The following is a 25,261-nucleotide window of genomic DNA, read 5'->3' as shown; positions in this document are numbered from 1 at the left end:
CAGCAAACAAATTAGCTAAATAGTTCACTATTTCAAATTTTTTACGGGGAATAATTTAACAAGACAAATTACAGGCAAAAAAAATCCCGCTGCCTTTGCAGGAGCGGGATTTATTATTTAATGAAACCGGATCTTACTGCGCGCTTTTTTCTTCGCCGCCTTCAGATTGTTTCAGTTTTTCTCTCAGTTCAGCTAAAGCGCCGAGATCACCTAAAGTAGCTTTTTCAACTTTACCCTGGATGTTTTTCACAGCCTTACGGGTTTTGTCAGCTTCTTCTTTCTTCTCTCTAACAACAGCTTGTTTTTCTTCAGCCTGAGCTTTTTCCCAAACGCGGGTGTGAGAAACCAGGATACGTTTTTCGCTGCGGTCGAATTCGATGATCATGAATTCTTTCACATCTTCTACGTTGATTGGTTTTTCATCTTCAGTTCTCAGGTGACGTGCAGGAGCGTATGCTTCCAGACCGTATTGGAGCTGAACGGTAGCACCTTTATCATCTTTCTTCACAACAGTACCTTCATGGATAGAGTTGATCGGGAAGATAGTTTCAAAAGTGTTCCATGGATCTTCTTCGATCTGTTTGTGACCGAGGCTCAGTTTACGGTTGTCTTTATCAATACCCAGGATCACTACATCTATTTCGTTACCTACTTTAGTGTATTCAGAAGGGTGGTTGAAACGTTTGATCCAGCTCAGGTCAGAGATGTGGATCATACCGCCGATACCGGTTTCCAGTTCAACGAAAACGCCATAAGGAGTGATGTTCTTCACGATACCTTTATGACGGCTTTCAACCGGGAATTTGGTTTCGATAGTAGACCATGGATCTTCTGTCAGTTGCTTGATAGACAGGCTCATTTTGCGTTCTTCCTTGCTCAGGGTAACTACAACGGCTTCGTATTCTTCTCCTAATTTGAAGAATTCCTTAGCGTTGATAGGCGTAGAAGCCCATGAGATTTCAGATACGTGAACCAGACCTTCCACACCTGGCATGATTTCCAGGAATGCACCGTAATCTTCGATGTTCACAACTTTACCTTTCACTTTAGCACCTTCGGTGATAGTAGCTGGTAAAGTATCCCACGGATGCGGGGTCAGTTGTTTGTAGCCCAGGCTTATGCGACGTTTTTCGTCGTCGAAGTCAAGCACAACAACGTTGATTTTCTGATCCATCTGCAGTACTTCGCTCGGATGGGAGATACGGCCCCAGCTGATATCGGTGATATACAGCAAACCGTCCAGACCACCCAGGTCGATGAACGCACCGAAGTCGGTGATATTTTTGATAGTACCTTCCAGCACCTGGCCTTTTTCCAGTTTGCTGATGATATCCACTCTCTGTTGCTCGATATCGCTTTCGATGAGCGCTTTGTGGGAAACAACGGCGTTGCGGATGGTTTCGTTTACTTTCACCACCTTGAACTCCATAGTTTTGCCTACAAACTGGTCGTAATCTGTAACTGGTTTCACATCGATCTGAGAACCCGGCAGGAATGTTTCCATACCGTATACATCTACGATCAGGCCGCCTTTGGTTTTGCTGGTAACGGTACCGGTAACCACTTCGCCTGTTTTGTAAACTTCCACGATCTTTTCCCATGCACGTTTCTGGCGAGCCTGTTTACGGCTCAGGTGCAGGTTGCCATCGCGGTCTTCTTTTTCCACTACCAGTACTTCTACTTCGTCGCCGATCTTCAGACCTGGTAAATCACGGAATTCGTTCAGGGAGATCAGGCCATCAGATTTGAAACCGATGTTGATCACCACATCTGTGTTGGTTAAACCTACAACAGTACCAGTCAGCAGGCTGTTTTCTTCAAACACCTTGAAAGTGCTGTCATAAGTCTGGTCGTACTTTTCTTTTTCTTCTTTGCTGTAAGAAGAAACGTTACGTTTGTCAACGCTCCAGTCGAAATCGTCGTGTGCAGTTTCAACTTTTGCTACAGGTGCCTTTGGTGTCGCTGTTTCAACCGCAGCTGTTGCTTGCGGAGCCTGTTGTTCAGCGTTTTGTTCGTTAGAAATGTTGTTTTCGCTCATAAAAAATTTAAAATTTTACCCGGAATACCCGGATACCCTGTTTTATGGGACGGCAAAAATACGAAAAAATACCCGTTTATACGTATTTTTATTGAAGAAAATCAACGTTCGCTGCGGTATGGAACGGTATTTTCAGATATTTTTAAAATGTATTATTAATATTTTTATTACGATAAAAAATTAAACTGCATAAACGGGCATTTTTTTTGACGCGGGAAGAACCGGCAGCCGGATTAATTGTTGTTAACAGGAGATGGGAAGATGATATTCATTTGCAGTGAACGCGCTTATTTTTCCTTCATTCAAAATGTTAATTACAATTATTAAATCCCGGATTTTATTTTAATTTGTATATATGAACGGGACCTCATTTCAATCGGATATTCGCTACTGGCTAAGGCAAGGAAACACAGTCAATCATCTGCTTTTCTGGAATATCGTCGTTTTCCTGGGATTAAATATTCTGCGACTTATTGCGTTCATCACCAAACAGCCCGCTCCTTTTGCCTGGACCTACGAGCAACTGGCCATGAACGTGCCGCTGGGCGCATTTATACTAAAGCCCTGGGGACTGGTTACTTACATGTTTACCCACGTAGCGATCTTCCATGCTCTTTTTAATATGATCAACCTGTACTGGTTTGGTAACCTGTTCAGAGATTTCCTTGGCAACAAGCGGGTGCTGCCCCTTTACCTGCTGGGCGGTATAGCCGGCGGGTTATTGTACCTGCTGAGCGCCAGTCTTTTCCCCGAATATGTAGGTAGTTCCATGGTAGGCGCTTCCGCCGCCATCATGTGTATCCTGGTGGCTTCCGCTACCCTGATGCCCAATTTCGAGATCGGCCTCATGTTCCTGGGCAGCGTAAAACTGAAATGGCTGGCTTTGGGCCTGGTGCTGCTTGGACTGATCTCCATTCCCGATGGTAATATCGGCGGGTTGATCTCCCATATGGGAGGCTCTCTGCTCGGCTTCCTTTATATACGTATCCTGCAGGCGGGCACCGACCTGTGCCAGCCCCTGATATGGCTGTTTGATTTCAACAACCGCCGCAAGCAACGGCCCGTTACCCGTAAATTCAAACCCAAAAAATCACCGCTGAAAGTGGTGAAAAAAACAGAAGATAAAGATCCTTCCAGGCTGGACCAACTGCTGGATAAAATCAATGAGAGAGGTTACAACAGCCTCAGTGCAGAAGAAAAAGCATGGCTGGACAAAGTGAGCAAAGAAAACTGATTAACTTTGTCCTTTAATTTTCCGTTATTCTAACACATGAAAACATTCAACGTCCCGGTTATATATCGCAGCCCGCTGATCAGCGCCATTAAAAACCAGCGCAAACAGCAGGACCGCATGAAAAAGGACTTCAGCCCCACTGAGCTTGATTTTGGGCCCATCCGGATTTTACTGGCCAGGCATTTCGGGTTCTGTTACGGCGTGGAAAACGCCATCGAAATTGCTTTTAAAACAGTGGATGAAAACCCCGGCAAGCGGATCTTCCTGCTTAGTGAAATGATCCATAACCCGCATGTGAATAACGATCTGCTGGATCGCGGCGTTCAGTTTATTATGGATACGGCAGGCAAACAGCTGGTCCCCTGGGAAAGCCTGCAACCAGATGATATTGTGATCATCCCTGCCTTTGGCACTACCCTTGAAACCGAACAGCAACTGTCTTCTCTGGGTATTGAACCGCTTAAATACAACACTACCTGCCCTTTTGTGGAAAGGGTATGGAATAAAGCCGACCAGATCGGCAAAAAGAACTATACTGTAATAGTACACGGCAAACCCAAACACGAGGAAACCAGGGCTACCTTCTCACATAGCGCCTCCGGTACCCCTACCGTGGTGGTAAAAGATATTAAGGAAGCGGAACTGCTGGCAGAATTCATTACCGGCCAACGCGCTCCCGCAGAGTTCAATACCCTTTTCAAAGGCCAGTACTCACCGGGCTTTAACCCGGTTACCGACCTTCAACGGGTAGGCGTAGTAAATCAGACTACTATGCTGGCTACCGAAACACAGGCTATTGCCGACTATATCCGGCAGGTGATGATAACGCATTTCCAGCTTACGGAAGCCACAGCGGGAGAACGGTTTGCAGATACCCGCGATACGCTCTGCTATGCTACAAACGACAACCAGACTGCCGTTACCGGTATGTTACAGGAACCGGCCGACCTGGCGATCGTGGTAGGGGGATACAACAGTTCCAACACATCGCATCTCGTGGAACTGTGCGAAGAAAAGCTGCCTACTTATTTTATTTCATCTCCCGAAAAAATACTATCCGCAAACGCTATCAACCACTGGGATTTTCATCATAAAGAAGAGATCAGCCATGATAGTTTTTTACCGGAAAAAGAAAAGGTGACCATCCTGCTCACCAGTGGCGCATCCTGCCCGGATGCCCTTGTGGAAGGAGTAATACGCCGGCTGCTTTCCTTTTACCAACTGGAGCATAAAGCAGATGAAATGGCTATAATTGATTAAAATCAACCATCTGTATAACACTGGCTTAAAAAATCATCATAACAAAAAAGACACCAGATGGTGTCTTTTTTCTTTGGGGCTAATCACGCTAGTAATGCAGAGTATAAAATCTTTATATTGTAGTTATATTGAAATCGTAATTCAAAAGTAGCTTATCTGCAATATGCCCGCAATAGCCATTTATTATATGGTAGGTTATTAGTCATAACTGGCATAAAAACGAATAAAATCGGAATGCCGCTTTTAAGAATCCGCTGAGAATCACTACTTAAAACTGCATGGCCTTTTTCAGGAAGTCTGCTTTGCGTCTTCTGGACACTTCTACCTGCGTACCATCACTCATGAGCGCAAACCCTCCCTCGCCCTGGATATAGGACTGCATCTGCTGCATATTTATCAGGTGGGAATTGTGTACCCTGAAGAAATCCACATCAGACAACAACTCTTCAAACTCTTTCAGCGGGCGGGATACCATCAGGTTTTTCTTATCGGTAAAAAAGATACGGGTATAGTTACCGGTAGATTCGCAACGCACAATGTTCTGCACGGGCATAAACACCAGGCCGTTAATAGTGGGCAGGGCAATTTTCTTATGGGTTTGCTGCATGATTTTCATGTTCTGCAGAAACACGTCCATGGGTGATATGCCCTGGTCTTTATGCCTGTTTAATTTCTTCTCCCTGCATTTTTCCAACGCATCCTGTAATTCCTTTACGCTGAAGGGTTTCAGCAGGTAATCCAGCGCATTGAACTTAATTGCTTTGAGGGCGTATTGTTCATATGCGGTGGTAAAAATAACGTCGAAGTATACCTTATCAAATAATTTCAGCAGCTCAAACCCGTTCTGATAAGGCATTTCCACATCCAGAAATACCAGGTCCGGCTGCTGGTCGTCTATCAGCACTTTTGCTTCCCTTACGCTTTTGGCTGTGCCGGTCACCTGAACACCGGGACATTTTTTTTCCAGCATCGTTTGTAACGCATCAATGCAGTGTTGCTCATCATCAATGATGATAGCTTTTATTTCGCTCATACAAGTAGCTTTTGTAGCTGTTAGCTATCAGCTGTTTTAGGTTTATCAGTGAGTAAATTAAAATATAAATTCCGCAGGTAAAATGATGGTCACCTTTGTACCAGTGGCCTTTCCGGACTCATCTTCAAGATCTGTGACAGTTACCTTTGCTTCTTTGTTATTGATTTTCCGGATCAGGTCTATCCTGCCTTCCGTCACTTTCATGCCTACAGAATTATGCAGCCGTCCCTTCTTATCTTTTATTTCCATTGCTTTCTTCCTGCCTATTCCGTTGTCTGTGATGGTACATACCAGGCTTCTTTTTTGTAACACGATTTCAATATCCAGCAGGCCCTTTTCATCCGGGTGCTTGTGTACAAGCCCATGCCAGATGGCGTTTTCCACATATGGTTGTAATATCATAGGGGGTATCAGCACTTCTTCGTCGTTAATTTCCGCATCTATCAGGAAACGGTATTCAAAGATGCCGTTACAACGCAATGATTCCAGGTCAAGATACAACCTTAATGACTCCAATTCCTTATTTAGTGTAACAAAAGTATGTTGGGTGTTGTCAAGGATGAGGCGCATCAGCCGGGAGAACTTGGTCAGGTAATCAGATGCCTCCTCCTGGTTATTGCTCCAGATATACCGGTGGATGGAACTGAGAGAGTTAAAGATGAAATGTGGGTTCATCTGGGAGCGCAGCGAACGCAGCTCCAGTTGCAGGGTTTGTTTATTGGCTTTCAGGTTGCGGTGGCGGATATAAAAAAGGCCACCCACAATAGCCATCAGCAGGAATGCCGCCAGGGCAAAGGTGATCACCACATTACGCTTGGTACGCAGCTCCCCCACCATTTTATCATGCTCAAGATTGCGGATCTGGTTATCTTTCCGGTCTACCTCATAAATGGTTTGCATCTGGGTAAGGGCCATGGCGGATTTTTCGTCGAGGATACTGTCTTTATAGAGCAGTGATCTGTCAGTGGCTTCCAGCGATTTTTTAAACTCCCCGCTTTCTTTGAAATCAGCAGCCAATGCCTTGTAAGCATCCATCAGCATGGCTTTAAAGCCCCAGAAAGTGCTGATATCTATCGACTGCATAATGTTTTTCCGTGCTTCGTCGTGCTTTCCCTGTGCGCTAAGCAGCTTGCCTATACTTAAATAGCTTTCCGCCACATGTACCTTGTCATCTACCTTATCGTTTACTTCCAGCGCTTTTTTCAGGTATTCCATGGCGGCCGCATAGTCTTTTTTTTCCTTGTAGGCAGCGCCGAGGGCGTTATAGCATATGGCCATACCAATGGGCCGGTCCATTTTCTGGTTGATGGCAAGGGAACGTTTATGATACTGGATAGCCATATCCAGTTTATTCAGGCCCTGGTAAGCGAATCCCAGGTTGCCGAGGTTAATGGCTACCCCCAGCTGGTTGTTGCTTTTCTCTTCCAGTTCGAGGGCATGGGTAAAGTGCGTGATGGCATCATCATATTTTTCCGTGGAAAGCTGAATATTTCCGATACTGTTGGTGGCCACACAAACGTTGCGGATATCATTGATCTTTTCAGCAAGGATCAGGGCTTTTACGTGGTAGTCAAATGCCTTTTGCAATTTATCCTGCCGGCGGCAATCCACCCCTGCATTATTCAGTGAGAATACGATGAGAAAAGTATCTCTTGCCTCTTCTGCGGCTTTGAGGGCTTTTTCGTGGTAGTCCTCTGCAATAATGTACAGTGATCTATTCCGTTTTGCAGTGCCAAGTTCATTGTAAGCCTGAGATACTCCTTTAGGATATTTAAGCTGGAGTGATAAGGTAAGCGCTTCCTGCCAGAAGGGGTTTTCTATTTTATGCGCTTCAAAGAAGCGGTTGTTCTGTCCGCCTTTTTTCAGCAATGCTGATACTTTGCCGGTGTCTGAAGGAAGCCGGTGTACTGAGTCGAGCTGTTTGTATATACGCAGGGAGTCCTGGGCTATCGCCGTAAAACAGGCCCCCGACAGGAGCAAGTATAGAAAACATACACCTTTTATAGACATTGGCCGGTCTGTGTGACTACACAATTTAAAAAAGAATTACGAATAACATGTAGCGATTTAAAGATATCCGGTTAAACGGGGATAACGCTATAGGCCATTATATGCACTGACAATCAAAAGGTTCAAAAAAGCGAAAGGGCGAAAGAATTCGCCCCTTCTTCCTATTAACCGAATACACCTACTGAAAATATGGAACGGCTATGGCGTGCCACGCCATCCCACATTACCTTTAAATGTCTGCCGGCAGCGGTTATACCGGAACAGACTGTATTTTATATATAGCAATATTATAGTCGGTTAATAGCAAAGGGTCCTTTATGGATATAGCTAGGATAAGACCTTCCCCGGAAGCACGATATATAATAACGCGTCTTACGCACTTGTTCTTAATGTCTTAAAAGGTCCAGCCACACTTCATCAACAGCACAATTATTTTGTCCATACAAAAATTACCTAAGCAGTATTTTTCAGGGAGGATCAGGTTCAGGTATGCGGAAAGCGTCAATAAAAAGCTGACATCATTCAGGCATGAAAATAAAATTCTACTGGAAATTCGGGAGGATGTGGAAAAATTATCGGGTTTGTGACTAACAGCCACATAACAAATGTATAAAAGAGTTTTAATAAAAGAAAATAATTTTATGAGGAGTGCGCCATTATAGCGTCTTCCACCCATTGCATCACCAGCTGAAGCTGGTCATCGGGGCTCAAGTGGCTGTTATCCAGGATAATAGCATCTTCTGCCTTGCGGAGCGGGCTTATTTCCCTGTTGGCATCTATATAATCTCTCAGTTCGAGGTTTTGTTTTACTTCTTCCAGCGTGATATTCTTATTCTTCTCATAAAGTTCCTTAAACCTGCGCTGCACGCGGATAGTAATATCGGCGGTCATAAAGATCTTCAGTTCTGCATGGGGAAATACCACCGTACCAATATCACGGCCATCCATCACAATACCTTTGCGGACGCCCATTTTTTTCTGCTGTGCTACCGCCAGGTCACGTACTTCCTTCACTGCAGCCACTTCACTTACTTTTTCGGCCACTATCATTTCCCGTATCAGGTGTTCCACATTTTCGCTGTTGAGGTACATTTCACTAACACCGGTGAGCGAATTAGGTACAAAATCCAGGTGTACATCCTTCAACGCAGTGGCTACTGCTTCATGTGATAGCCAGTCGATCCTGTTCTGAATAAAATAAAGCGTAATTGCACGATACATGGCGCCACTGTCAATGTATGTATAGTCCAGCTTTTTAGCCAGTTGCTTGGCCAAAGTGCTTTTGCCACATGAAGAGTAGCCATCTATCGTGATGATTATTTTTTTCAAAACTATCTGTTTAAAATGAATCGCCTGTTGGGAAGAACCCTACAAAATTGGGGGAAATCTCCGAGAAAATCAAAACAAAAGGCTGGAATTTCCGGCAGGGAAACTCCGGCCTTTTATTGTGTAACCACCACTTTGCAGGTATAGGCCACTTTCATAGTGTCTTTATGGTAAATGATAAGGAAGTAAACGCCCGATGGCAGGTCAGAAATACTTACGTCGGCATCTCTTCTTACTTCATACTGGCGCATTACCTGGCTCCAGGTATCGTGCAGCTGCATCAGCATATCCCCGCGGATACCGCGGATAGTGACCCTGAAGTTACCATTATTCGGATTGGGGAATACCTTGATCTGTACAAACGGAGGCACGGCGCGTATTTCGGAATACGTGACCTTTCCATTCCGGCCTATTGCCCTGATGCGGTAATAGGTCCAGTCCTCATAATCATTCACATCCGGGAAAATATAGCTCAAAGGCACGCTGCTATTGCCATTAATGGCTTTTGTAGGCAGTACGCCGATTTTCACGAATTGTTCCTGCCGTTCATACCGGCGTTCTATTTCAAAGGTAGCATTATAGATTTCGCGGCTGGTGGTCCAGTTCAGCTGTACCAGCAGCGGGGCTGTTCTGAAAGCCTCAAAGCTGAGGAACATGGCCGGTTTGGCAGAGCCGATGAGGGCTGTTTTTGCAAAATATTCGCTGGCGCCCAACCCCTCGAAATGCCGCAGGTGCATGGTGGCCGGCTGTATCATGGCGGTAGTGGATAATGTACCGGGCAATGGCCGGGTGGTAATAGCCGGTACGGCATCCCACACGCCGCCCACGAAGCGGGTAATAAAACTGCTGTCGCGGGAAGTAGCATATGCCGGTAACTCGCTTACATCCATATGCTGCAGGATCACATCCACTTCTCCCCCACTGTTTTCTACCCGGCGGATATTCCAGGATTTATTCACAAAGCTGTCTGCATAAGCAACGCCGCCGGCGGCCACCGTGAATACGCTGTCGTATACACGGGCGCCTACCATATCCTTTGCACCCGTCGTAATAAGCACGGCGGCGGGTGAATAATTATAATCGTCTGTTCCTATGGGGAACACTACTTTTCCATTTGCATTGGTAATGGCGGCACGATAGAGCAGCCCTCCGGCAATGCTTTTCCCTGTCACCACATAGCGGTAATCGTTATAGCCGGTAATGGAGCCAGGCGTTTTATCACCCACCTGGAGGTTCCAGCCGTTGAGATAAATGCGGCCACTGGCGAAATGCAGGTTGTTCCTGATCTTCAGGTCGCTGAAATCTTCCAGTAACAGGCCGGCGGGATTATTCAACTGCAGGTTGGGGAAGCTGGTTCCTGTTCCGCTGATGAAGCTGTAGGCGCCAAATACCCTTTGCTGACCAGTGCCCGAAAAAAGGAAGGTACCGCCCGTGCCGGAACTACCATCCGTGCTTTCGTCCGGAAGCGTAGATCCATTACCGTTAGTCCATAACCTGCTGAGAATATAAAAGGTAGCGTTAGCGTTGGAGCCGAGGATACCGTTGTTCGTCATATCTGCGAAGATGCCTACGTTGGTATTTCCGGAAAGCCATACGGTAGCGCCAGCAGGGATGTAAACGCCTTGCTGGGCAGAAGCTTTCATAAAACCACTCAATAGCAGGATTAATATGACAGGGAATAATTTCATGGGGCTTAATTGATAATCCACCATTTGGTACCGTCTGATTGAAAGTGGTAGCTAACTCCAGCTGTTAAAGTTGTTGAAGTACCGGCTTCTATACTGTTTGAAGTCACATTTACCACGAGTCTCGATCCCGCGTTGATCCTTTTGATCACATAGATCCTTCCTTTATTAGCCGCCGCGGCATTGGGTAAGGTGATTGTAACGGTGGTAGTGATTAAAGCAGGGACCGGTGTATTGATGATCACTGTATAATCGTCGTCAGCCACGGTAAATGAAGTCGATGAGGTAATGGTACGGATGTTTGTTGAAACAGATCCTGCTACCTGTAAAGTAGAATTAGGCGTTCCGGTTTTTAAACCCAGGCGTTTTGTGCTGCTGTTCCAGTTAAAGTTAGCAGCATCCTGGTCCACCTCAGAGGTGGCATCAAAAGACATGTTACCATATATCACTCCTCCATTTTCAAATTGTTTGTTACCGGGTGTTGTCACTACCTTATACCAGGGATTGGAGGGGTTTCCAACAAGGGGGTCAGCGCCGCCCCATTCCCTGAGAGCCAGTGTATTTTTGTCAAAATAGAGTTGTGTGGTATAAAGATTTGTTCCTGATGAATTCTGAAACGACAATACGCTCCATGCCGCAGCGCCATTGGAGCCAGTTTCCGGGCCGTTTACAACTTTTGATCCTCCTCCTTTCCATATCTTCATCCGGTAATTAGGGTCGGAAGAAATAGCGCCCATAATATCCGCATCCGGTAAAGTGCCGTAAGAAGCACCGCCGGTGATATCGTCTGCCGGTACAAAAGCAGCTGTAGCTGTATTCCACTTCAACACCTGCCCCTCTGTGGGAGCGGTGGCTGCAATTGCTTTCCCCTGCAGTTGGCCGGCATTCCATATTGCATCTGTATTCTTTGCACCCAGCGCACCGGTTGTTATTTTAAGCGTGGTGGCGTCAATGGCTACATTGCTTACATTTCCCGTTCCATCGCGGCCAAGTATGTTTGTTGCGGTACCGGAACTGCCTGCGACTCTCAAAGTGCCGCCAATAATACCATTCCCCGATATATTAAAATTTGAGCCTGCCTGCGTGGAAGTGCTGTTCTGAATATAGCCGCTTAAAGCAGGAATATCTGCGGCTACCAGCGCGCGAAAAGCCGGAACACCGGCAGCAGCTCCCGAAGCCGGCCCTGCAAAAAACGTATTGGGAGTTTGCGTGTTCAGTGTAGCCGTTAACGTTCCTGAAGAAGTTACCGATGGCGTTGTTACATTAAATACTGATGGCAGTGATAATCCCACTGAAGTAACGCCACCGGGCGCTTTCGCGATCCACTGCGTGCCATTAAAAGTAAGCACATCATTATTTACCGGAGCAGCACCAAACAGTACGTCGTAGTTCGCTATTTTGTTTGCATTCCATAAGCTGCTGCTGTTCTTTACCCCAAGCTGCCCTCCTGTAACAGATAAATTATTATCAATGGTCAGGGTGCCAACATCCCCGCTGGCGTCCTTTCCCAGTATTTTTATGGGTGTACTAACGTCGTTGGTTACACGTAATGAGTAAGCTTGCAGCCCTTCTGTAAAATTCTTTAATCCTTTGAACGACTGGAAGCTGTAGTTAACAAACCCGGAAGCAGCAGGAGAAGCATCCGGGATAGTAAGGGTATGGATACCGCCGGTGGTGGAAAAACCAAAGGCCCCGCCTGGCGTATACACTGCTTTAATTTCCTGAGTGGGGGAAAAACTGTTGTTAATAGATTGAATGGCAGTGCCCTCGGCTATTACTTTTGTCCAGTAGTTATTGGCGCGGATACGCAAAGTGTTATCGGATTCCAGGTAGATGATCATCCCGTTTACCGGGGAAACGATCTGACTGGTATCCGCGATACGGGAAAGGAGGAGCGCCTGCTTTTTACTTTCCAGTTCAAGTAAGGCAGATTGTTTTACCAGAGAAGGATTAGTTCCCAGCTTTAACTGTTGTGCCGCCAGCTGCTGATTACCTAAGCAAAACAGCATTGCAGCACATACTTTCATAAGCCCTTGCAGCTTCATACATCAACATTTTAGGAATGTACCCAAAGGATGGAACGGCTATGATTTTTCACATAGCCGTTCCTGTTATATCTCAGCTTATTTCTTGATCACGTACCAGTTTGCTCCGTTCGACTGGAGCGTGTAAAAGGTCCAGTCGTTATAAATGGTGAGTTTGGCGCCGCCTTCGAGCGTACCGCCTGCAGAAGTGATCTGCACATCATTGTTGATCTGGGTATCGTCCGGAGCTGATGCTGCAGGTATTTTCTTAATGGTATAAATACGCCCTGTGCAGGTGGTAGCATCGGGCAGCACTATACTGCTGGGAGTGCCGGCGCTAACAAGAATGGTGTTATCTGTTGCTGCCACTGTGTAGCTTGCAGCGGTCACGGTAGTGATAGACATAGACACGGAACCGCTCACCTGTAAGGTGGAATTGCCGATGTTATTGGTATCACCGATATGTACATTTTTTTTGATGGACACTTCGTTGCCGAATTTCTTCGCACCGGCAAAACTCTGTGCGGTATTGCTCATCAAACCACCGGTGGTAGCAGGTGAAGCAACAGGAATACTTACGGTAACTTCATCAGCTACCTGCGCTACAGCGAGGTCAAGACCCGCATGATCCGATTTAAAGGTCAGGTCTTTAAATGCTGTGGCGGAAAGCTTTCTCTTTACAACATTACCGGAGGTTGCATCACGGAGCAATACTACATCCTGGGTGGTTCCATCTGCAATGTTGGTGAGCACTACGTTATTGTCGAGCTGTGTATTGCCTTTTACCTGCAAATCGTTATCCAGCGTAGCTTTACCTGTAACGCCGAGGGTACCCGCCAGTTTAGTGGCCCCCGTTACATCCAGGGTGCCGGCCAGGGCGGAGTTACCTCCTACAGAAAGATTGCTGGTTGTTCCCGGTAACGACAGGTTACCTGTAATAGTAGAGTTACCCGTAATAGTGGCGCCATTTGCCAGCACGGTTAACCCCGTTCCGAACTGACCTTTCTTCAGGATGGTCAGGTCTTCATTACCTGTAACCGACTGCAGGAAGGTTTTTAAACCGTCGAACGACTGTGTACCGGTTGACATGGCACCCGGATGCGTGGCATCTGCGGCGTGCAGGACCAGTTTGGGCGCAACGGCGGGATTGGTGTTGTCGATCGAAAGACCTTCCGCTACCGGTACAGCGTCGAAAGCACCGATGATCATTGCCAGCGTGGCTTTATCAAAACGTTTATAGTCGGCAAGACTGAGCAATCCCGCTGTCACCTCTCCTGCGCCGGTCAGGCCTTTCTGTGTGGCGATGGTGAGTACGTGCGTGTCTGTTCCGGTGGTAGAAAAAACATAATCGTTGGGGGTAGCTGCCGGCGCTGCAGTGGTCAGTTTCTGATCGGCAGCAGTTAACCCGTTGATCTTATTAATTGCTGTAGTGAAAGCGGTTTCTGAAATTGTACGTTTGCTGATCTTTCCGGTTGTGGGATCAATAAGTAATACATCAACACCCGTAGTTACCAGGTCGAGCTTTTTCAGGAAGGCATAACCGTTGTCTATCACGAAACCTTCCACGTTGTTTGCCCTGAGGGAAAGCGGTACGTTGGTAGTAGTTCCGATGAAGTCGCCAGCGGTACCAGGGTTTCCTCTAAGGCCCCAGGTATTGGCAACATCGCCGGAGTTAGCCATTTTTTGCCAGTAGCCATGATTCCTGACATAAAAGCCTTCTTCCCCGGCTTTTTTCAGGTAGATGACCATACCGTCCGGTGGGGTTAAGCCCGTGATGCCAACGGTGTCTGTTAAACGTGGCAGTAATAAACCTTGTTTGTCTGCATCCAGGTCGAGGATAGCGGATTTTTCTATCGTAGTAGGATTTTTACCAACTTTCAGCTGTGCATTCGCCTGTGAGGCGATCATGCCTACACCGCCAGCCAGCATTACCCGCGCTGCAATACGTAGAGATTTTCTCATAGATATAGGGATAAATAGTTAATGTCAAGCACACCTCCGGCATTAATATTTGCCGGTGTGACAGTCATAAGGATAGATAGATTCAATTAGAAGTATAAGGAATTCATCGGCCATATTTTATATTAATCTATATAATAATAAAATTATTAAATCGTTATAATTTAATAAATAAACAATTACATAGATCATATTAAATACATGATGCAAATGTGATATATTATGCTTTCTAAAAAATGGCATGATCATACCATTTTAGTTTGAATAAATAGTTCTGACGAATATTCTATCTCACCAATTCCGGGTATAAGGATACCGGTAAACGGGTTGAAGGTTGCATATAAAGGATGTTACAAAGGCTTCAAATGGATGCGTTTGTTTAAACTAATCCAGTAGAAGTAGGATGGTTAACATGTTCATGTTATAAAAGGAGCAACCGGAAAATGAAGCTGCCTGGTTTTCCGGGGCAAATAACTAAATAAAAAGGGCTGACCGGTATATCGGTCAGCCCTTCATTTATTTACTACGTACTTACTTACGCTTCTGATTTTTCTGATTTACTCTTGGAAGAGTTGTTTTTCAGGGTAAAGATCAGCTTTTGATTTTCCTTATCCAGGTCTGCCACCAGGATATCTCCATCATGAATGTTCATGTTGAGGATTTCCTCTGCCAGGGGATCTTCCAGGTATTTCTGGATAGCCCTGTGGAGTGGTCTGGCGCCAAACTGCTGGTCGTAACCTTTGTCTGCCAGGAAGCCTTTTGCTTCGTCTGTCAGTTCCAGGCTGAATCCGAGGTTATTCAGGCGCTTCAGTACACTCTTCATTGTAATGTCAATGATGGTGTAGATGTGCTCTTTCGCCAGGGAGTTAAAGATGATCACGTCATCGATCCTGTTCAGGAATTCAGGAGAGAAGGTACGTTTCAGTGCTTTTTCGATCACTGATTTGGTATTCTCTTCTTCATTTACGGCTCTTGCGCTGGTGGTAAAACCTACGCCGGCGCCGAAATCCTTCAGCTGACGGGCTCCGATGTTGGAGGTCATGATGATGAGGGTATTTTTGAAATCCACTTTACGGCCGAGGCCATCAGTGAGGATACCATCATCCAGTACCTGCAGCAGGAGATTATAAATATCCGGATGCGCTTTTTCGATTTCATCCAGGAGGATCACGGAGTAAGGTTTGCGGCGAACCTTTTCGGTCAGCTGACCACCTTCTTCGTATCCAACATATCCCGGAGGCGCACCAATGAGGCGGCTAACAGAGAATTTCTCCATGTATTCGCTCATATCGATGCGGATCAGCGCTTCGTCTGAGTCGAACATATAGCGGGCCAGTGATTTGGCAAGCTCTGTTTTACCCACACCGGTAGGACCGAGGAAAATGAAGGTACCAATTGGTTTCTTCGGATCTTTCAGACCCACACGGTTACGCTGAATGGCTTTGGTGACTTTGCTGATGGCTTCGTCCTGTCCAACCACGGCGCCTTTCAGGTCTTCACCCATACGGCGGAGTTTTTCAGTTTCAGCCTGTACCATCCTTTTAACAGGGATACCGGTCATCATGCTTACCACTTCCGCGATGGCTTCCTCATCGATCGGGTAGCGTTTATGCTTCACTTCTTCTTCCCACATTGCTTTAGCGCGTTCCAGGTCTTCACCCAGTTTCTTTTCAGTATCGCGTAAGGCAGCGGCTTCTTCGAAGCGTTGGCTTTTTACCACTTTGTTTTTTTCCTGCTTGATATCTTCGATCTGTTTTTCCAGGTCGAGGATATTCTGGGGAACATTGATGTTTTTCAGGTGCACCCTTGCTCCTACTTCGTCCAGCACATCAATTGCCTTGTCGGGCAGAAGACGGTCGGTCATGTAGCGGTCGCTCAGTTTCACGCAGGCATCAATGGCTGCATCCGTATAGCTTACGTTATGGTATTCTTCATAACGGGGCTTGATGTTATTGAGGATCTGGATGGTTTCATCCACTGTAGGCGGTTCTACCATCACTTTCTGGAAGCGGCGGTCGAGTGCGCCATCTTTCTCGATGTACATACGGTATTCATCGAGGGTGGAAGCGCCAATGCATTGGAGCTCTCCCCTTGCCAGGGCCGGTTTAAAGATGTTGGAAGCGTCCAGGGAACCTGAAGCACCGCCAGCGCCGACGATGGTATGAATTTCATCGATAAACAGGATCACATCCCTGTTTTTCTCGAGTTCATTCATAATGGCCTTCATTCTTTCTTCAAACTGGCCACGGTATTTGGTACCGGCCACCAGGGCGGCGAGGTCGAGGCTTACCACGCGCTTGTCGAACAGCACGCGGGAAACTTTACGCTGCACGATACGCAGCGCCAAACCTTCCACGATGGCGGTTTTACCCACACCGGGTTCACCAATAAGAATCGGATTGTTCTTTTTACGGCGGGAAAGTATCTGGGATACCCTTTCAATTTCCTGCTCGCGGCCAACAATCGGGTCTAAGCTGCCACTTTCGGCCAGCTTGGTAATATCTCTACCAAAGTTATCCAGTACGGGCGTCTTGGATTTGGTATTTGTCTGTTTGGCTTTGGATGCGTAACTCTTTCTTTCGTCCTCAAACTCTTCTTCGCCCGGATCGTCAAATTCTGACTTAGGGTCCGCAGATTTTACAAAGCCCAGTTCGTTTTTAAAAGTATCGTAGTCCACGTCAAATTGTTGTAAGATTTGTGTACAAACGTTTTCCTTATTCTTGAGTATGGAAAGCATGAGGTGTTCCGTTTCCACCGTAGCACTTTTCAGTGCCTTGGCTTCCAGTACGGTAACCCGTATAACTTTCTCTGCCTGTCTGGTAAGCGGGAGACTATTGATGTTAGCGATATTCTTTCCTGTCTTATCTTTAACAGCCAGTTCTACTTCCTTGCGTAACTCATACAGATCTACGTTCAAAGCCTGCAGAATCTTTACGGCCGTGCCCTCGCCTTCTCGAATAATACCTAACAGCAGGTGTTCAGTACCTATGAAGTCATTTCCCAGGCGTAAAGCTTCCTCTCTGCTGAACGAAATGATCTCCTTAACTTGCGGTGAAAAATTCTGGTCCATTGTGAGATTATTAAATTATCAAAAACCCTTACGGGGGCTTGCTTATACAATAATAACGAATAATTCTGACTTACGATTATCACGCTTTTTAATGAAATGAAGTTATTTCTTTTTAAACTCAATCCTCTTACACTTTAATAGTATAAGATTTATTTTTGCGTTAATGCGGGTACGTTCGTTTAAAAATATCTACGAAGAAAAAGAGGTTTTTGTTTCGATCTCTTGCGGTTATATTTTATAGGCGGGTTCCCTCTGTTCAAATTTATTTTTACTAAAAGTATAAAACAACGTCCAACGCATGAAATTCAAAATTGATACCAAAGAAAAAATAGTCGTTTTTTGTCCGGAGGAAGCCGTTCTGGATGCTAATTTGGCAGAAGAGTTCACGGCTGCAGTGACCGCGCTGCCTGAGCTGGAAGGACGCAATCTCATACTGGATATGACATTGGTACAAAAAATGGATACAACAGGCGTTGAAGCCATTTTAACAGTTTATCAGCGTATGTATGACAATAATTTATCCTGTGCCGTTACAGGTCTTAACAACACTTTAACAGCAACCCTGAAATCTGCCGGCGGCGATATGCTTAATCTTGCCCCTACAATGGCAGAGGCAATCGACCTTGTTATGATGGAAGAGCTGGAAAGGGAGTTGCTGGATGGATTGGAATAAAGATGGATTGCCCGGCTTTTTGGACTCCCACATAAGGGTGATGCAGGAAAGCAGGCAATTGAACGATTAAAGCTATTTACATGTTCGCAGTCACAATATTAGGTAACAATTCTGCTATCCCCACCCTGGACAGGCACCCCACCGCCCAGGTAGTTACCTGCAATGAGCAGCTCCTGCTGGTAGATTGCGGAGAAGGCACACAGATACAGATCGCAAAATACCGGATCAGGCGCAGTAAGCTGAGGTATATTTTCATCAGTCATCTGCATGGAGATCATTATTTCGGTCTTATAGGCCTGCTGAACACCCTCAGTCTTATGGGCCGTACCGACCCGATCAGCGTATATGCGCCACCGGAGCTGGAACAAATCATCCAGTTGCAGCTGGATTGCTCTGCCACCGTGTTAAAATTTGAACTCTCATTTATACCATTGCAACCAGGTTTCAGCGGTGTTATCCTGGAGGATAAGGAGCTCACAGTGCGGTGTTTTCCTACCCAGCACCGGATTTCCTGTTTTGGTTTTTCTTTTGAGATGCAGAAGCGTAAACGTAAACTGATCCCTGAACAGGCAAGGGCTTATGAGATCCCGGCTGCTTATTTCAGTAAATTACAGGATGGAGCCGATTACCAGCGGAAAGACGGTACCCTGGTGAAAAATGACTGGGTTACCCTCCCGCCGCCCCCGGGCAAGCGTTATGTGTACTGTGCTGATACCCTGTATGACGTAACCCTTTTACCACACCTGAGAGATGCGGACCTGGTATATCATGAAACCACTTACCTGCATAACCTGCAAGACCGCGCAGCAGAGCGCTTTCACAGCACTTCCGTTCAGGCGGCCTCCCTGGCGGCAGCAGCGGCGGCAAAAAAACTGCTGATCGGGCACTTTTCCTCCAAATACACCGACCTGCAGCCTTTCCTGGATGAATCCAGGCCGGTTTTCCGGGATACGGAAATTGCGGAAGAGGGCGTAACCTATATTATTTAAAGCTATAAAATAAAAGCAGCAGCAATCCCGAAGGAGCCGCTGCTGCTTTCTTATTTTTAATATTGTATTATTAATACTTCTTCAGATAGGTAGCTATCTTGCCATACAATCCGTCCGTAACGGGCAGCACAGGCAGACGGAAACTATTTTCCACAATCCCCGCATGATGCAGGAATGCTTTGATACCAGCAGGATTGTTCTCTGAGAACATCAGTTCAAATCCTTCCAGCATTTTATTATTAAGGATACGCGCAGCCGGGTAGTCATTTACCAGGGCAGCATGCACCATGCTGGAAAAATCGGCCGCAAAATAGTTGGCTGCCACTGAAATCACCCCATCCATGCCGCAGGCCAGCTGACCCAGGGCCAGGGCATCATCGCCGCTGATAACGAGGAAATCCTTTGGTTTATCGCGGATAATCTGCATACACTGCATCATATCGCCGGAAGCCTCCTTCATAGCCACGATGTTTTCCACCTCATGCGCCAGGCGCAGGGTGGTTTCTGCCGTCATATTCCGGCCGGTACGACCCGGAACATTATACAGGATCACCGGTTTGGGAGAAGCAGCAGCAATGGTCTTATAATGCTGGTAAATACCTTCCTGGGTAGGTTTGCTGTAATAAGGCGCTACGCTGAGCACTGCGGCCGCTTCATCCAGCGGGCATTTCTCCAGGCGCTTCACTACATCCCGTGTGTTATAATCGCCAACACCAATCACTACAGGCACCCGCTTCGACACCTTTTCGAAAGTGAATTTTATCAAATCCAGCTTTTCATCTGCAGAAAGAGTAGGCGTTTCGCCGGTTGTGCCTAAAGACACAACATAGTTCACGCCGCCATCGATCACGTAGTTGATCAACTTTTCCAAAGCATTCCAATCTATGCTTTCATCTGCTTTAAAGGGTGTTACCAATGCCACCCCGGTGCCTTTTAGTTGTTCCATATTGCGTTTACGGGAAAATAAAAATTTCGAACTTCGAAGGCCGAAATTCGAAATTTTTATTGTTATCTCTAAATATTTTTTATTTCTCTTCGTAGAAACCCATCCGGGAGAACTTATCTATACGTTGTTCTATGCGCGTATCCGGATCAATTTTCTTCAATTCCGCGAGTGTTTCCTTGATGCGCGCCTTCAACAGGCTGGCCATTTCATCAGGATTTACATGTGCTCCACCCAGCGGTTCACGTACGATACCATCTACCAGGCCGAACTGGCTCATATAATCAGAAGTCAGTTTCAGCTCTTCAGCTGCTTTTTCCTTGAAATTCCAGCTGCGCCAGAGGATAGTAGAGCAGTTTTCGGGGGAGATAACAGTGTACCAGCTGTTTTCAAGCATAAATACACGGTCGCCGATACCGATGCCCAGCGCGCCACCTGAAGCGCCTTCACCGATGATAATGCAGATAACCGGAACGCGGAGCTTTACCATTTCAAAAAGGTTGCGGGCAATGGCTTCCGCCTGGCCCCTTTCTTCCGCTTCCAGACCGGGATAAGCACCGGGAGTATCAATGAGGGTAACAATAGGCTTATTAAATCTTTCAGCCAGTTTCATGAGGCGCAGCGCTTTGCGGTACCCTTCCGGGTTGGCCATACCAAAGTTTCTGAGCTGGCGCATTTTAGTGTTTACGCCTTTCTGCTGACCAATAAACATGACTGTTTCGCCATCAAGGTCGGCGAAACCGCCTACCATGGCCTTGTCATCTTTTACATTCCGGTCGCCATGCAGTTCCGTAAAATTGGTGGACATTTTTTCGATGTACTCCAGTGTATAGGGCCTATCGGGATGACGGCTCAGCTGTACGCGCTGGAAGGGAGTAAGGTGATCGTAGATATTCTGCCGGGTATCAGCAATCTTTTGCTCATACTCGCTTACAGTAGCAGAAACGTCTACGCCTGATTTTGCACCATTTTCCTTCAGCTTTTCCAGCTGATCGTATAAGTCAGCGATAGGTTTCTCGAAATCCAGGAATTGCATAATTTGATTAATTGGTTAAAGATCGGGTGTAAAGATAATGCTGAAAATATTTTTTAAAAAAGATTTGCTTAATTGGGAACTTTGTTGCTATCTTTGCAATCCCAAAACGGAAGAACACAACGAATTGGGACACAAGTTCTTAGGATGGATCGGTAGTTCAGTTGGTTAGAATGCCGCCCTGTCACGGCGGAGGTCGCGGGTTCGAGTCCCGTCCGGTCCGCTGAGCGGGGGTATCGTAAGATGCCCCCGCTTTTTTTTATACTCAAGCAATCCTCTTTCTTTCATTATCAAATGGTTATGAGACAATTCTTCGATCATGGTAGGGGTTCGATACATGCCGTTTTGATAGTAAAGATTGTTATCGAACCCCAGTCTAATTAACTCTTGTTTTTCGGTTGTATCGGCATGTGTATAAACATATTTAAGGTCGGACAGTAATTCTATATGTTTATATAGTTCTTTGTACACTTTCTCTTGATCCTGACTTAGACGGCTAATTGCAGCATTCAAAACCATCTTATTATTTGATATAATATTATACCACTTCTGATAAGTGTCGTGATTTATCTTGTTGCTGATCCACTTTTCCTCAATAGAAAAAAGCTTTTTCTCTTCTTCAGCCAATTCCTTCAATTTTTCCGCAAGTAAAAGCTTGTCATTTTTTATTCTTAGATTAATTGCAGCCTCGCTCTCATCCTTAATCAACTTCACAATGTTTGACGGTAAGCTCATCAGCTCAAAAATCTGTTCAAGCTGTTCATGTGCTTTCTTAGCACTGAGATTGAGATGGGTTGTTTTATTACATTTGTAATAGTAATAATACCCCCCCCAACGGCCTCGAGAAGGTGCCCCGGTAAGTGGTTTACCACAATGGCATTTCAAGACACCTCTAAGAGGCAGTTCATCAACGACGATAACTTTTGGTTTTTCAATCTTAGCAATCTTCTGCTGAACGTTTTGCCATGTAACGTAGTCAATGATGGCCGGGTGAATGGCATCAAATAGCCCACCAGGATATTCCTTGTACGGCTCAACAAACTGTTTGCCGGCATAAATGGGGCTGGTCAGCGTCCGTTGTATAGCGACATTACCAAGACGATTATAACCCATCTCCCTGGCTTTCTCGGCAATCTTATAAATAGGCACGCCATTGAGGAAGGAGTCATAAATAAATCTTACGACATCGGCTTCTCGCTCATCTATTTCTAAATGCCGCTCCTTGCCAACTCCGACTTTGCGATAACCAAAAGGAGGATTTTTATAGATGTACCTCCCCTCCTTCGCCTTTGCAGTGTAAACGCCGCCGCGCACTTTGACGCTACGGTTAATGTTATCTTCCTCCGCTAACAATAATTGTAGGCCCGTTCTAAAGAAGCTACCCGGGGTTGTATAATCGTAGGTAATTCCTTCAGTGACACTTACAATTTGGATGTTAAATTCCATCTGAAGCTTCTTCACCAGTTTTATCGCGTCTCCCGCGTCCCTGCTGAAACGATCCAATTGATCAACCAAAAGGTAGTCCACAGTACGATAGTGCTTGCGAATAAACGCTTCAAGCTTTTTGAAGTCAGGACGGTCAAATGTTCTGGCACTTTTACCTCGATCGATAAATGTGTCAACTAGTTCTACATGGTTATTCTTTATCCACTGATCAGTGTATAACTCCTGCCGCTCAATTGACCCGTTACTTTGATGTTTATCACTGAATCTCAGATATCTTATCGCTCTTTTCATTGCATTCCCTAACTACTGCATTAACAATAACTTTCACAATCAATGAAATTAACTTTCCTCCGCTTTGCGTCAACTGGTTTGAATTTTCTACCTCTCCCCTCCCAGGTGATCCGACAATGTTGTCAGCACTATCCGCTCCTTCAAATCTCTCCATCTACATGCTTTTTAAAAAAAGCCCTTACCGGGCTTAATAATTTCAAATATTTTCTCACTCTTAAAATGCCAACTCTTTCACCGTAGCTATTATCCCTTACCGCCGCTCCTTCTCATTGCTGCATGCCGTATTCCTTGTTTTATCCTCTCAGATCTCTTTTTCGAAATATTATTATCCTCTTCCTTTGAAAGCACCCCAGCTTTTTCAATCAATGGTACCATTACCGTCTTTACTATAACGCCAAATTCCTTTTCCAAATCACGCACCGCCGACATTGTTAGAAAGCTATCACGGCTGATGCGGTTCAGATCAGCGACAATGAGATATTTAATAAAACCTTTGTACTTTTTTAAATGATTTTGTAGTGCTTTCCATCCGGCCCTATCCAAGTTCGAACCAGATGCCCCATTATCTGTGAATATTTGCAGAAGTTCCAAGTTGTTTTGTTGGCAATAAAGATTTATTTCAATCTCTTGTCGAAAGAGTTGATTTTCTCCATCTTTCTGAACTGTTGCAGATCGTGTGTATGCGATTGCCTTCATCGTTTGCTGTTTACTTAAATATGCTGCATTCAGCACTTTGCTTTTTTGTCATTTTTGCCACCACTCATTTTCAATTATACCATAGCGTCCTTGTTGAAAATCTTTGGTGCAATTCCGCATTGGCGTATTTTCTCTTTAAATTCCAACCATAACCGCATGTTGTAATCTGCAAGTTCCATCAGTTCCTCTACTGTAAACCTGTTGGGATTATTAAGTGCTATTGGATTTTCCTTCTCCAGACCGGCGCTTTGAGAGAGCATATTTGGTACGTAGCACTCGCCAAGTTCTAGTGATGGACTGATTCCAATACAAGTTCCGAAGAGTTTAATTTTCTTTCCTGACGAGAAGGATAATACACGCTTTTTAATTTCAGTCATAACTCTTTATTTTAAATTTCATCATGCGGGATTAATCTAAAAGAACATATTGCATTCAAGGCTTTAGCTTATTTGACTTCTTCCTACTGGTGGAATGGGTCCCATCCTTTTTTCTGAAGGACATTGTTTTAGTTGGGCTGTTTTTTTGTTCGGGGTGATCCAGCTGATATCCCTTTAGAATACGGGCCGCAATTTTTCTGAGAAAGTTTTTTTCTTCTAATGTCTTAGCTATGGAAATGTTATTTCTTATTATTTGACTGACAATATCCTTAATTGCTTTATCATCTTCGATTCGAAATAATCCAATCCCTTTTTCCCGTAAAACGAGGGCGAGGCACAGTTGCCCATCTGATTGCCTATGGACTAATCTTTGTTGGAAGACCTCAACCTCATAGAATGAAGAGTCGCCAATATATAAGTCCCTGCTTTTTGTTGGAATGTCCTGGCTATTGATTTTAATTGGTATTGCCCTGTCATAAGGTTCTATGATTTCCCCAAAAGGAAGTTTATCTTCATCAGGAAAGGGAAAACGGAACCGGTTATCCGTATCGGGCTGAACGTAATTTACCGGATCTTCGCTGGCGGGGCAAGGTTTAAGGGCACCTGAGTTTAGCGCAGCAATATATTTTCCAAAAGATACGTAATAGAGATTTTCGCATGTGCCAATCATTACTTCTTCTCCGCGATATACAATATACTCTCCCATGTAGAAACAATTTAAAGGCCTGGCGACTGAGATTTCCTATCTCTTTGTTCCCGTTTTAGCGCCATCCAGTCTACCAGGCTCATGGTACAATAATATCTCGTTGTTTCATTTTCCATTGCTTTCGCCAAGGCAGCCACAGGGTTTTTATCCATGCTTGCTTTTATAATTTCAAGTATCTTTTTCTGCTCAATGGCGGACATATCATCTAAATTGACCTGCAGCATTTCGATTAAATCTTTCCTGGGTATTAATGTAGCCAAAGCGTCGGTGTCATAAGTATGTGTGCCGAGATTGGGAAAAGAAACTGCAACCGTGTCTATAGAAATTAGCCCGGTAACTTTACCGATTTTGCCTTGCATGTTAGCTGGATCTGTTGTTAGGTCTGGGTTAACCATCACGATTTTATCCAAAGGGGTAATATTCTTCAATTTTGACTTCATAACCTTTTCAGTATATCTATTTCCCCTT

At 45.3% G+C, this 25,261-nt stretch carries 19 protein-coding genes, 1 tRNA gene and 1 pseudogene; 5 read left to right on the top strand and 16 right to left on the bottom strand.

What is annotated here, in order from left to right; translation table 11 throughout:
* Positions 1-133: 133 nt before the first annotated feature.
* On the bottom strand, positions 134-2,038 hold the full coding sequence (gene rpsA / locus ABIE50_RS09515) for a 30S ribosomal protein S1 (RefSeq protein ID WP_142683466.1): 1,905 nt from the start codon (positions 2,036-2,038) through the stop codon (positions 134-136).
* Positions 2,039-2,393: 355 nt separating this feature from the next.
* Between rpsA and ABIE50_RS09510 the strand changes: the two genes are divergently transcribed.
* Together ABIE50_RS09510 and ABIE50_RS09505 are read left to right on the top strand one after the other, a co-directional pair.
* The gene (locus tag ABIE50_RS09510; protein WP_209864129.1) at positions 2,394-3,272 is read left to right on the top strand and encodes a rhomboid family intramembrane serine protease; all 879 of its coding nucleotides are present in this window, start codon (positions 2,394-2,396) and stop codon (positions 3,270-3,272) included.
* A gap of 36 nt (positions 3,273-3,308) precedes the next feature.
* Positions 3,309-4,532 carry a 4-hydroxy-3-methylbut-2-enyl diphosphate reductase gene (locus ABIE50_RS09505; protein WP_209864131.1) on the top strand — a complete coding sequence of 408 codons (1,224 nt, stop codon included), beginning with the start codon at positions 3,309-3,311 and terminating at the stop codon, positions 4,530-4,532.
* Between the two features lie 268 nt (positions 4,533-4,800).
* Here ABIE50_RS09505 and ABIE50_RS09500 read toward each other — a convergent pair whose 3' ends face one another.
* The 7 genes from ABIE50_RS09500 to ABIE50_RS09470 all read right to left on the bottom strand — a co-directional run bounded on the left by ABIE50_RS09500 (position 4,801) and on the right by ABIE50_RS09470 (position 17,639).
* Entirely contained in the window at positions 4,801-5,565 is a 765-nt protein-coding gene (locus ABIE50_RS09500; protein WP_209864134.1) for a LytR/AlgR family response regulator transcription factor, read from the bottom strand.
* A 57-nt stretch (positions 5,566-5,622) separates the two neighbouring features.
* Entirely contained in the window at positions 5,623-7,575 is a 1,953-nt protein-coding gene (locus ABIE50_RS09495) for a tetratricopeptide repeat-containing sensor histidine kinase (protein WP_209864137.1), read from the bottom strand.
* A 639-nt stretch (positions 7,576-8,214) separates the two neighbouring features.
* Complete coding sequence (gene cmk / locus ABIE50_RS09490; RefSeq protein WP_209864139.1) at positions 8,215-8,904, bottom strand: (d)CMP kinase; 690 nt, start codon at positions 8,902-8,904, stop codon at positions 8,215-8,217.
* A gap of 113 nt (positions 8,905-9,017) precedes the next feature.
* On the bottom strand, positions 9,018-10,589 hold the full coding sequence (locus tag ABIE50_RS09485; RefSeq protein ID WP_209864141.1) for a T9SS type A sorting domain-containing protein: 1,572 nt from the start codon (positions 10,587-10,589) through the stop codon (positions 9,018-9,020).
* 5 nt (positions 10,590-10,594) lie between these two features.
* Positions 10,595-12,631: a hypothetical protein gene (locus tag ABIE50_RS09480; protein ID WP_209864143.1), complete on the bottom strand. Its 2,037-nt coding sequence runs from the start codon at positions 12,629-12,631 to the stop codon at positions 10,595-10,597.
* A 78-nt stretch (positions 12,632-12,709) separates the two neighbouring features.
* Entirely contained in the window at positions 12,710-14,572 is a 1,863-nt protein-coding gene (locus ABIE50_RS09475; RefSeq protein WP_209864147.1) for a phage tail-like protein, read from the bottom strand.
* Between the two features lie 532 nt (positions 14,573-15,104).
* The gene (locus tag ABIE50_RS09470) at positions 15,105-17,639 is read right to left on the bottom strand and encodes an ATP-dependent Clp protease ATP-binding subunit (RefSeq protein WP_142683475.1); all 2,535 of its coding nucleotides are present in this window, start codon (positions 17,637-17,639) and stop codon (positions 15,105-15,107) included.
* A gap of 298 nt (positions 17,640-17,937) precedes the next feature.
* Here ABIE50_RS09470 and ABIE50_RS09465 point away from each other — a divergent pair, with 298 nt between their 5' ends.
* Together ABIE50_RS09465 and ABIE50_RS09460 are read left to right on the top strand one after the other, a co-directional pair.
* Positions 17,938-18,312: an STAS domain-containing protein gene (locus tag ABIE50_RS09465; RefSeq protein ID WP_209864150.1), complete on the top strand. Its 375-nt coding sequence runs from the start codon at positions 17,938-17,940 to the stop codon at positions 18,310-18,312.
* A gap of 80 nt (positions 18,313-18,392) precedes the next feature.
* Positions 18,393-19,301, top strand: coding sequence for a ribonuclease Z (locus ABIE50_RS09460; RefSeq protein ID WP_209864153.1), 909 nt, complete (start codon positions 18,393-18,395; stop codon positions 19,299-19,301).
* 70 nt (positions 19,302-19,371) lie between these two features.
* On the opposite strand, the gene dapA is transcribed toward ABIE50_RS09460, so the two are convergent.
* Positions 19,372-20,247, bottom strand: coding sequence for a 4-hydroxy-tetrahydrodipicolinate synthase (gene dapA / locus ABIE50_RS09455; RefSeq protein ID WP_209864155.1), 876 nt, complete (start codon positions 20,245-20,247; stop codon positions 19,372-19,374).
* A gap of 79 nt (positions 20,248-20,326) precedes the next feature.
* Positions 20,327-21,280 carry an acetyl-CoA carboxylase carboxyltransferase subunit alpha gene (locus ABIE50_RS09450; protein ID WP_185937079.1) on the bottom strand — a complete coding sequence of 318 codons (954 nt, stop codon included), beginning with the start codon at positions 21,278-21,280 and terminating at the stop codon, positions 20,327-20,329.
* Positions 21,281-21,426: 146 nt separating this feature from the next.
* Here ABIE50_RS09450 and ABIE50_RS09445 point away from each other — a divergent pair.
* Positions 21,427-21,500: transfer RNA gene (locus ABIE50_RS09445), tRNA-Asp, on the top strand.
* Positions 21,501-22,228: 728 nt separating this feature from the next.
* Here the strand turns inward: ABIE50_RS09445 and ABIE50_RS09440 are convergent.
* From ABIE50_RS09440 to ABIE50_RS09415, 6 genes and pseudogenes are all read right to left on the bottom strand, one after another.
* Positions 22,229-23,014 (bottom strand): annotated as a pseudogene (locus tag ABIE50_RS09440) (recombinase family protein); the annotation flags it as partial.
* On the bottom strand, positions 22,980-23,168 hold the full coding sequence (locus tag ABIE50_RS09435) for a hypothetical protein (RefSeq protein ID WP_209864158.1): 189 nt from the start codon (positions 23,166-23,168) through the stop codon (positions 22,980-22,982). The pseudogene ABIE50_RS09440 and the gene ABIE50_RS09435, both read right to left, overlap by 35 nt.
* A gap of 89 nt (positions 23,169-23,257) precedes the next feature.
* Positions 23,258-23,710, bottom strand: coding sequence for a recombinase family protein (locus ABIE50_RS09430; protein WP_209864161.1), 453 nt, complete (start codon positions 23,708-23,710; stop codon positions 23,258-23,260).
* A gap of 74 nt (positions 23,711-23,784) precedes the next feature.
* Positions 23,785-24,087 carry a hypothetical protein gene (locus tag ABIE50_RS09425; protein ID WP_209864165.1) on the bottom strand — a complete coding sequence of 101 codons (303 nt, stop codon included), beginning with the start codon at positions 24,085-24,087 and terminating at the stop codon, positions 23,785-23,787.
* Positions 24,088-24,142: 55 nt separating this feature from the next.
* Positions 24,143-24,793 carry a hypothetical protein gene (locus tag ABIE50_RS09420; protein WP_209864168.1) on the bottom strand — a complete coding sequence of 217 codons (651 nt, stop codon included), beginning with the start codon at positions 24,791-24,793 and terminating at the stop codon, positions 24,143-24,145.
* Positions 24,794-24,804: 11 nt separating this feature from the next.
* On the bottom strand, positions 24,805-25,233 hold the full coding sequence (locus ABIE50_RS09415) for a hypothetical protein (RefSeq protein WP_209864171.1): 429 nt from the start codon (positions 25,231-25,233) through the stop codon (positions 24,805-24,807).
* Positions 25,234-25,261: the final 28 nt, after the last annotated feature.

The sequence above is a fragment of the Chitinophaga sp. OAE865 genome (assembly GCF_040546735.1).
GTDB classification, from domain to species: domain Bacteria; phylum Bacteroidota; class Bacteroidia; order Chitinophagales; family Chitinophagaceae; genus Chitinophaga; species Chitinophaga polysaccharea_A.
The sequence above is the reverse complement of the archived record's forward strand: the minus strand, read 5'-3'. Positions and strand labels throughout refer to the sequence as shown.

Excerpts from the sequence above, each read along its gene's own strand:
- ABIE50_RS09495 (WP_209864137.1), bottom strand. The coding sequence starts at position 7,575 with ATGTCTATAAAAGGTGTATGTTTTCTATACTTGCTCCTGTCGGGGGCC.
- ABIE50_RS09510 (WP_209864129.1), top strand. The coding sequence starts at position 2,394 with ATGAACGGGACCTCATTTCAATCGGATATTCGCTACTGGCTAAGGCAA.
- ABIE50_RS09415 (WP_209864171.1), bottom strand. The coding sequence starts at position 25,233 with ATGAAGTCAAAATTGAAGAATATTACCCCTTTGGATAAAATCGTGATG.
- rpsA (WP_142683466.1), bottom strand. The coding sequence starts at position 2,038 with ATGAGCGAAAACAACATTTCTAACGAACAAAACGCTGAACAACAGGCT.
- ABIE50_RS09425 (WP_209864165.1), bottom strand. The coding sequence starts at position 24,087 with ATGACTGAAATTAAAAAGCGTGTATTATCCTTCTCGTCAGGAAAGAAA.
- ABIE50_RS09500 (WP_209864134.1), bottom strand. The coding sequence starts at position 5,565 with ATGAGCGAAATAAAAGCTATCATCATTGATGATGAGCAACACTGCATT.
- dapA (WP_209864155.1), bottom strand. The coding sequence starts at position 20,247 with ATGGAACAACTAAAAGGCACCGGGGTGGCATTGGTAACACCCTTTAAA.
- ABIE50_RS09465 (WP_209864150.1), top strand. The coding sequence starts at position 17,938 with ATGAAATTCAAAATTGATACCAAAGAAAAAATAGTCGTTTTTTGTCCG.
- ABIE50_RS09485 (WP_209864141.1), bottom strand. The coding sequence starts at position 10,589 with ATGAAATTATTCCCTGTCATATTAATCCTGCTATTGAGTGGTTTTATG.
- ABIE50_RS09450 (WP_185937079.1), bottom strand. The coding sequence starts at position 21,280 with ATGCAATTCCTGGATTTCGAGAAACCTATCGCTGACTTATACGATCAG.
- ABIE50_RS09475 (WP_209864147.1), bottom strand. The coding sequence starts at position 14,572 with ATGAGAAAATCTCTACGTATTGCAGCGCGGGTAATGCTGGCTGGCGGT.
- ABIE50_RS09505 (WP_209864131.1), top strand. The coding sequence starts at position 3,309 with ATGAAAACATTCAACGTCCCGGTTATATATCGCAGCCCGCTGATCAGC.
- ABIE50_RS09470 (WP_142683475.1), bottom strand. The coding sequence starts at position 17,639 with ATGGACCAGAATTTTTCACCGCAAGTTAAGGAGATCATTTCGTTCAGC.
- ABIE50_RS09460 (WP_209864153.1), top strand. The coding sequence starts at position 18,393 with ATGTTCGCAGTCACAATATTAGGTAACAATTCTGCTATCCCCACCCTG.
- ABIE50_RS09420 (WP_209864168.1), bottom strand. The coding sequence starts at position 24,793 with ATGGGAGAGTATATTGTATATCGCGGAGAAGAAGTAATGATTGGCACA.
- ABIE50_RS09435 (WP_209864158.1), bottom strand. The coding sequence starts at position 23,168 with ATGGAGAGATTTGAAGGAGCGGATAGTGCTGACAACATTGTCGGATCA.
- ABIE50_RS09430 (WP_209864161.1), bottom strand. The coding sequence starts at position 23,710 with ATGAAGGCAATCGCATACACACGATCTGCAACAGTTCAGAAAGATGGA.
- ABIE50_RS09480 (WP_209864143.1), bottom strand. The coding sequence starts at position 12,631 with ATGAAGCTGCAAGGGCTTATGAAAGTATGTGCTGCAATGCTGTTTTGC.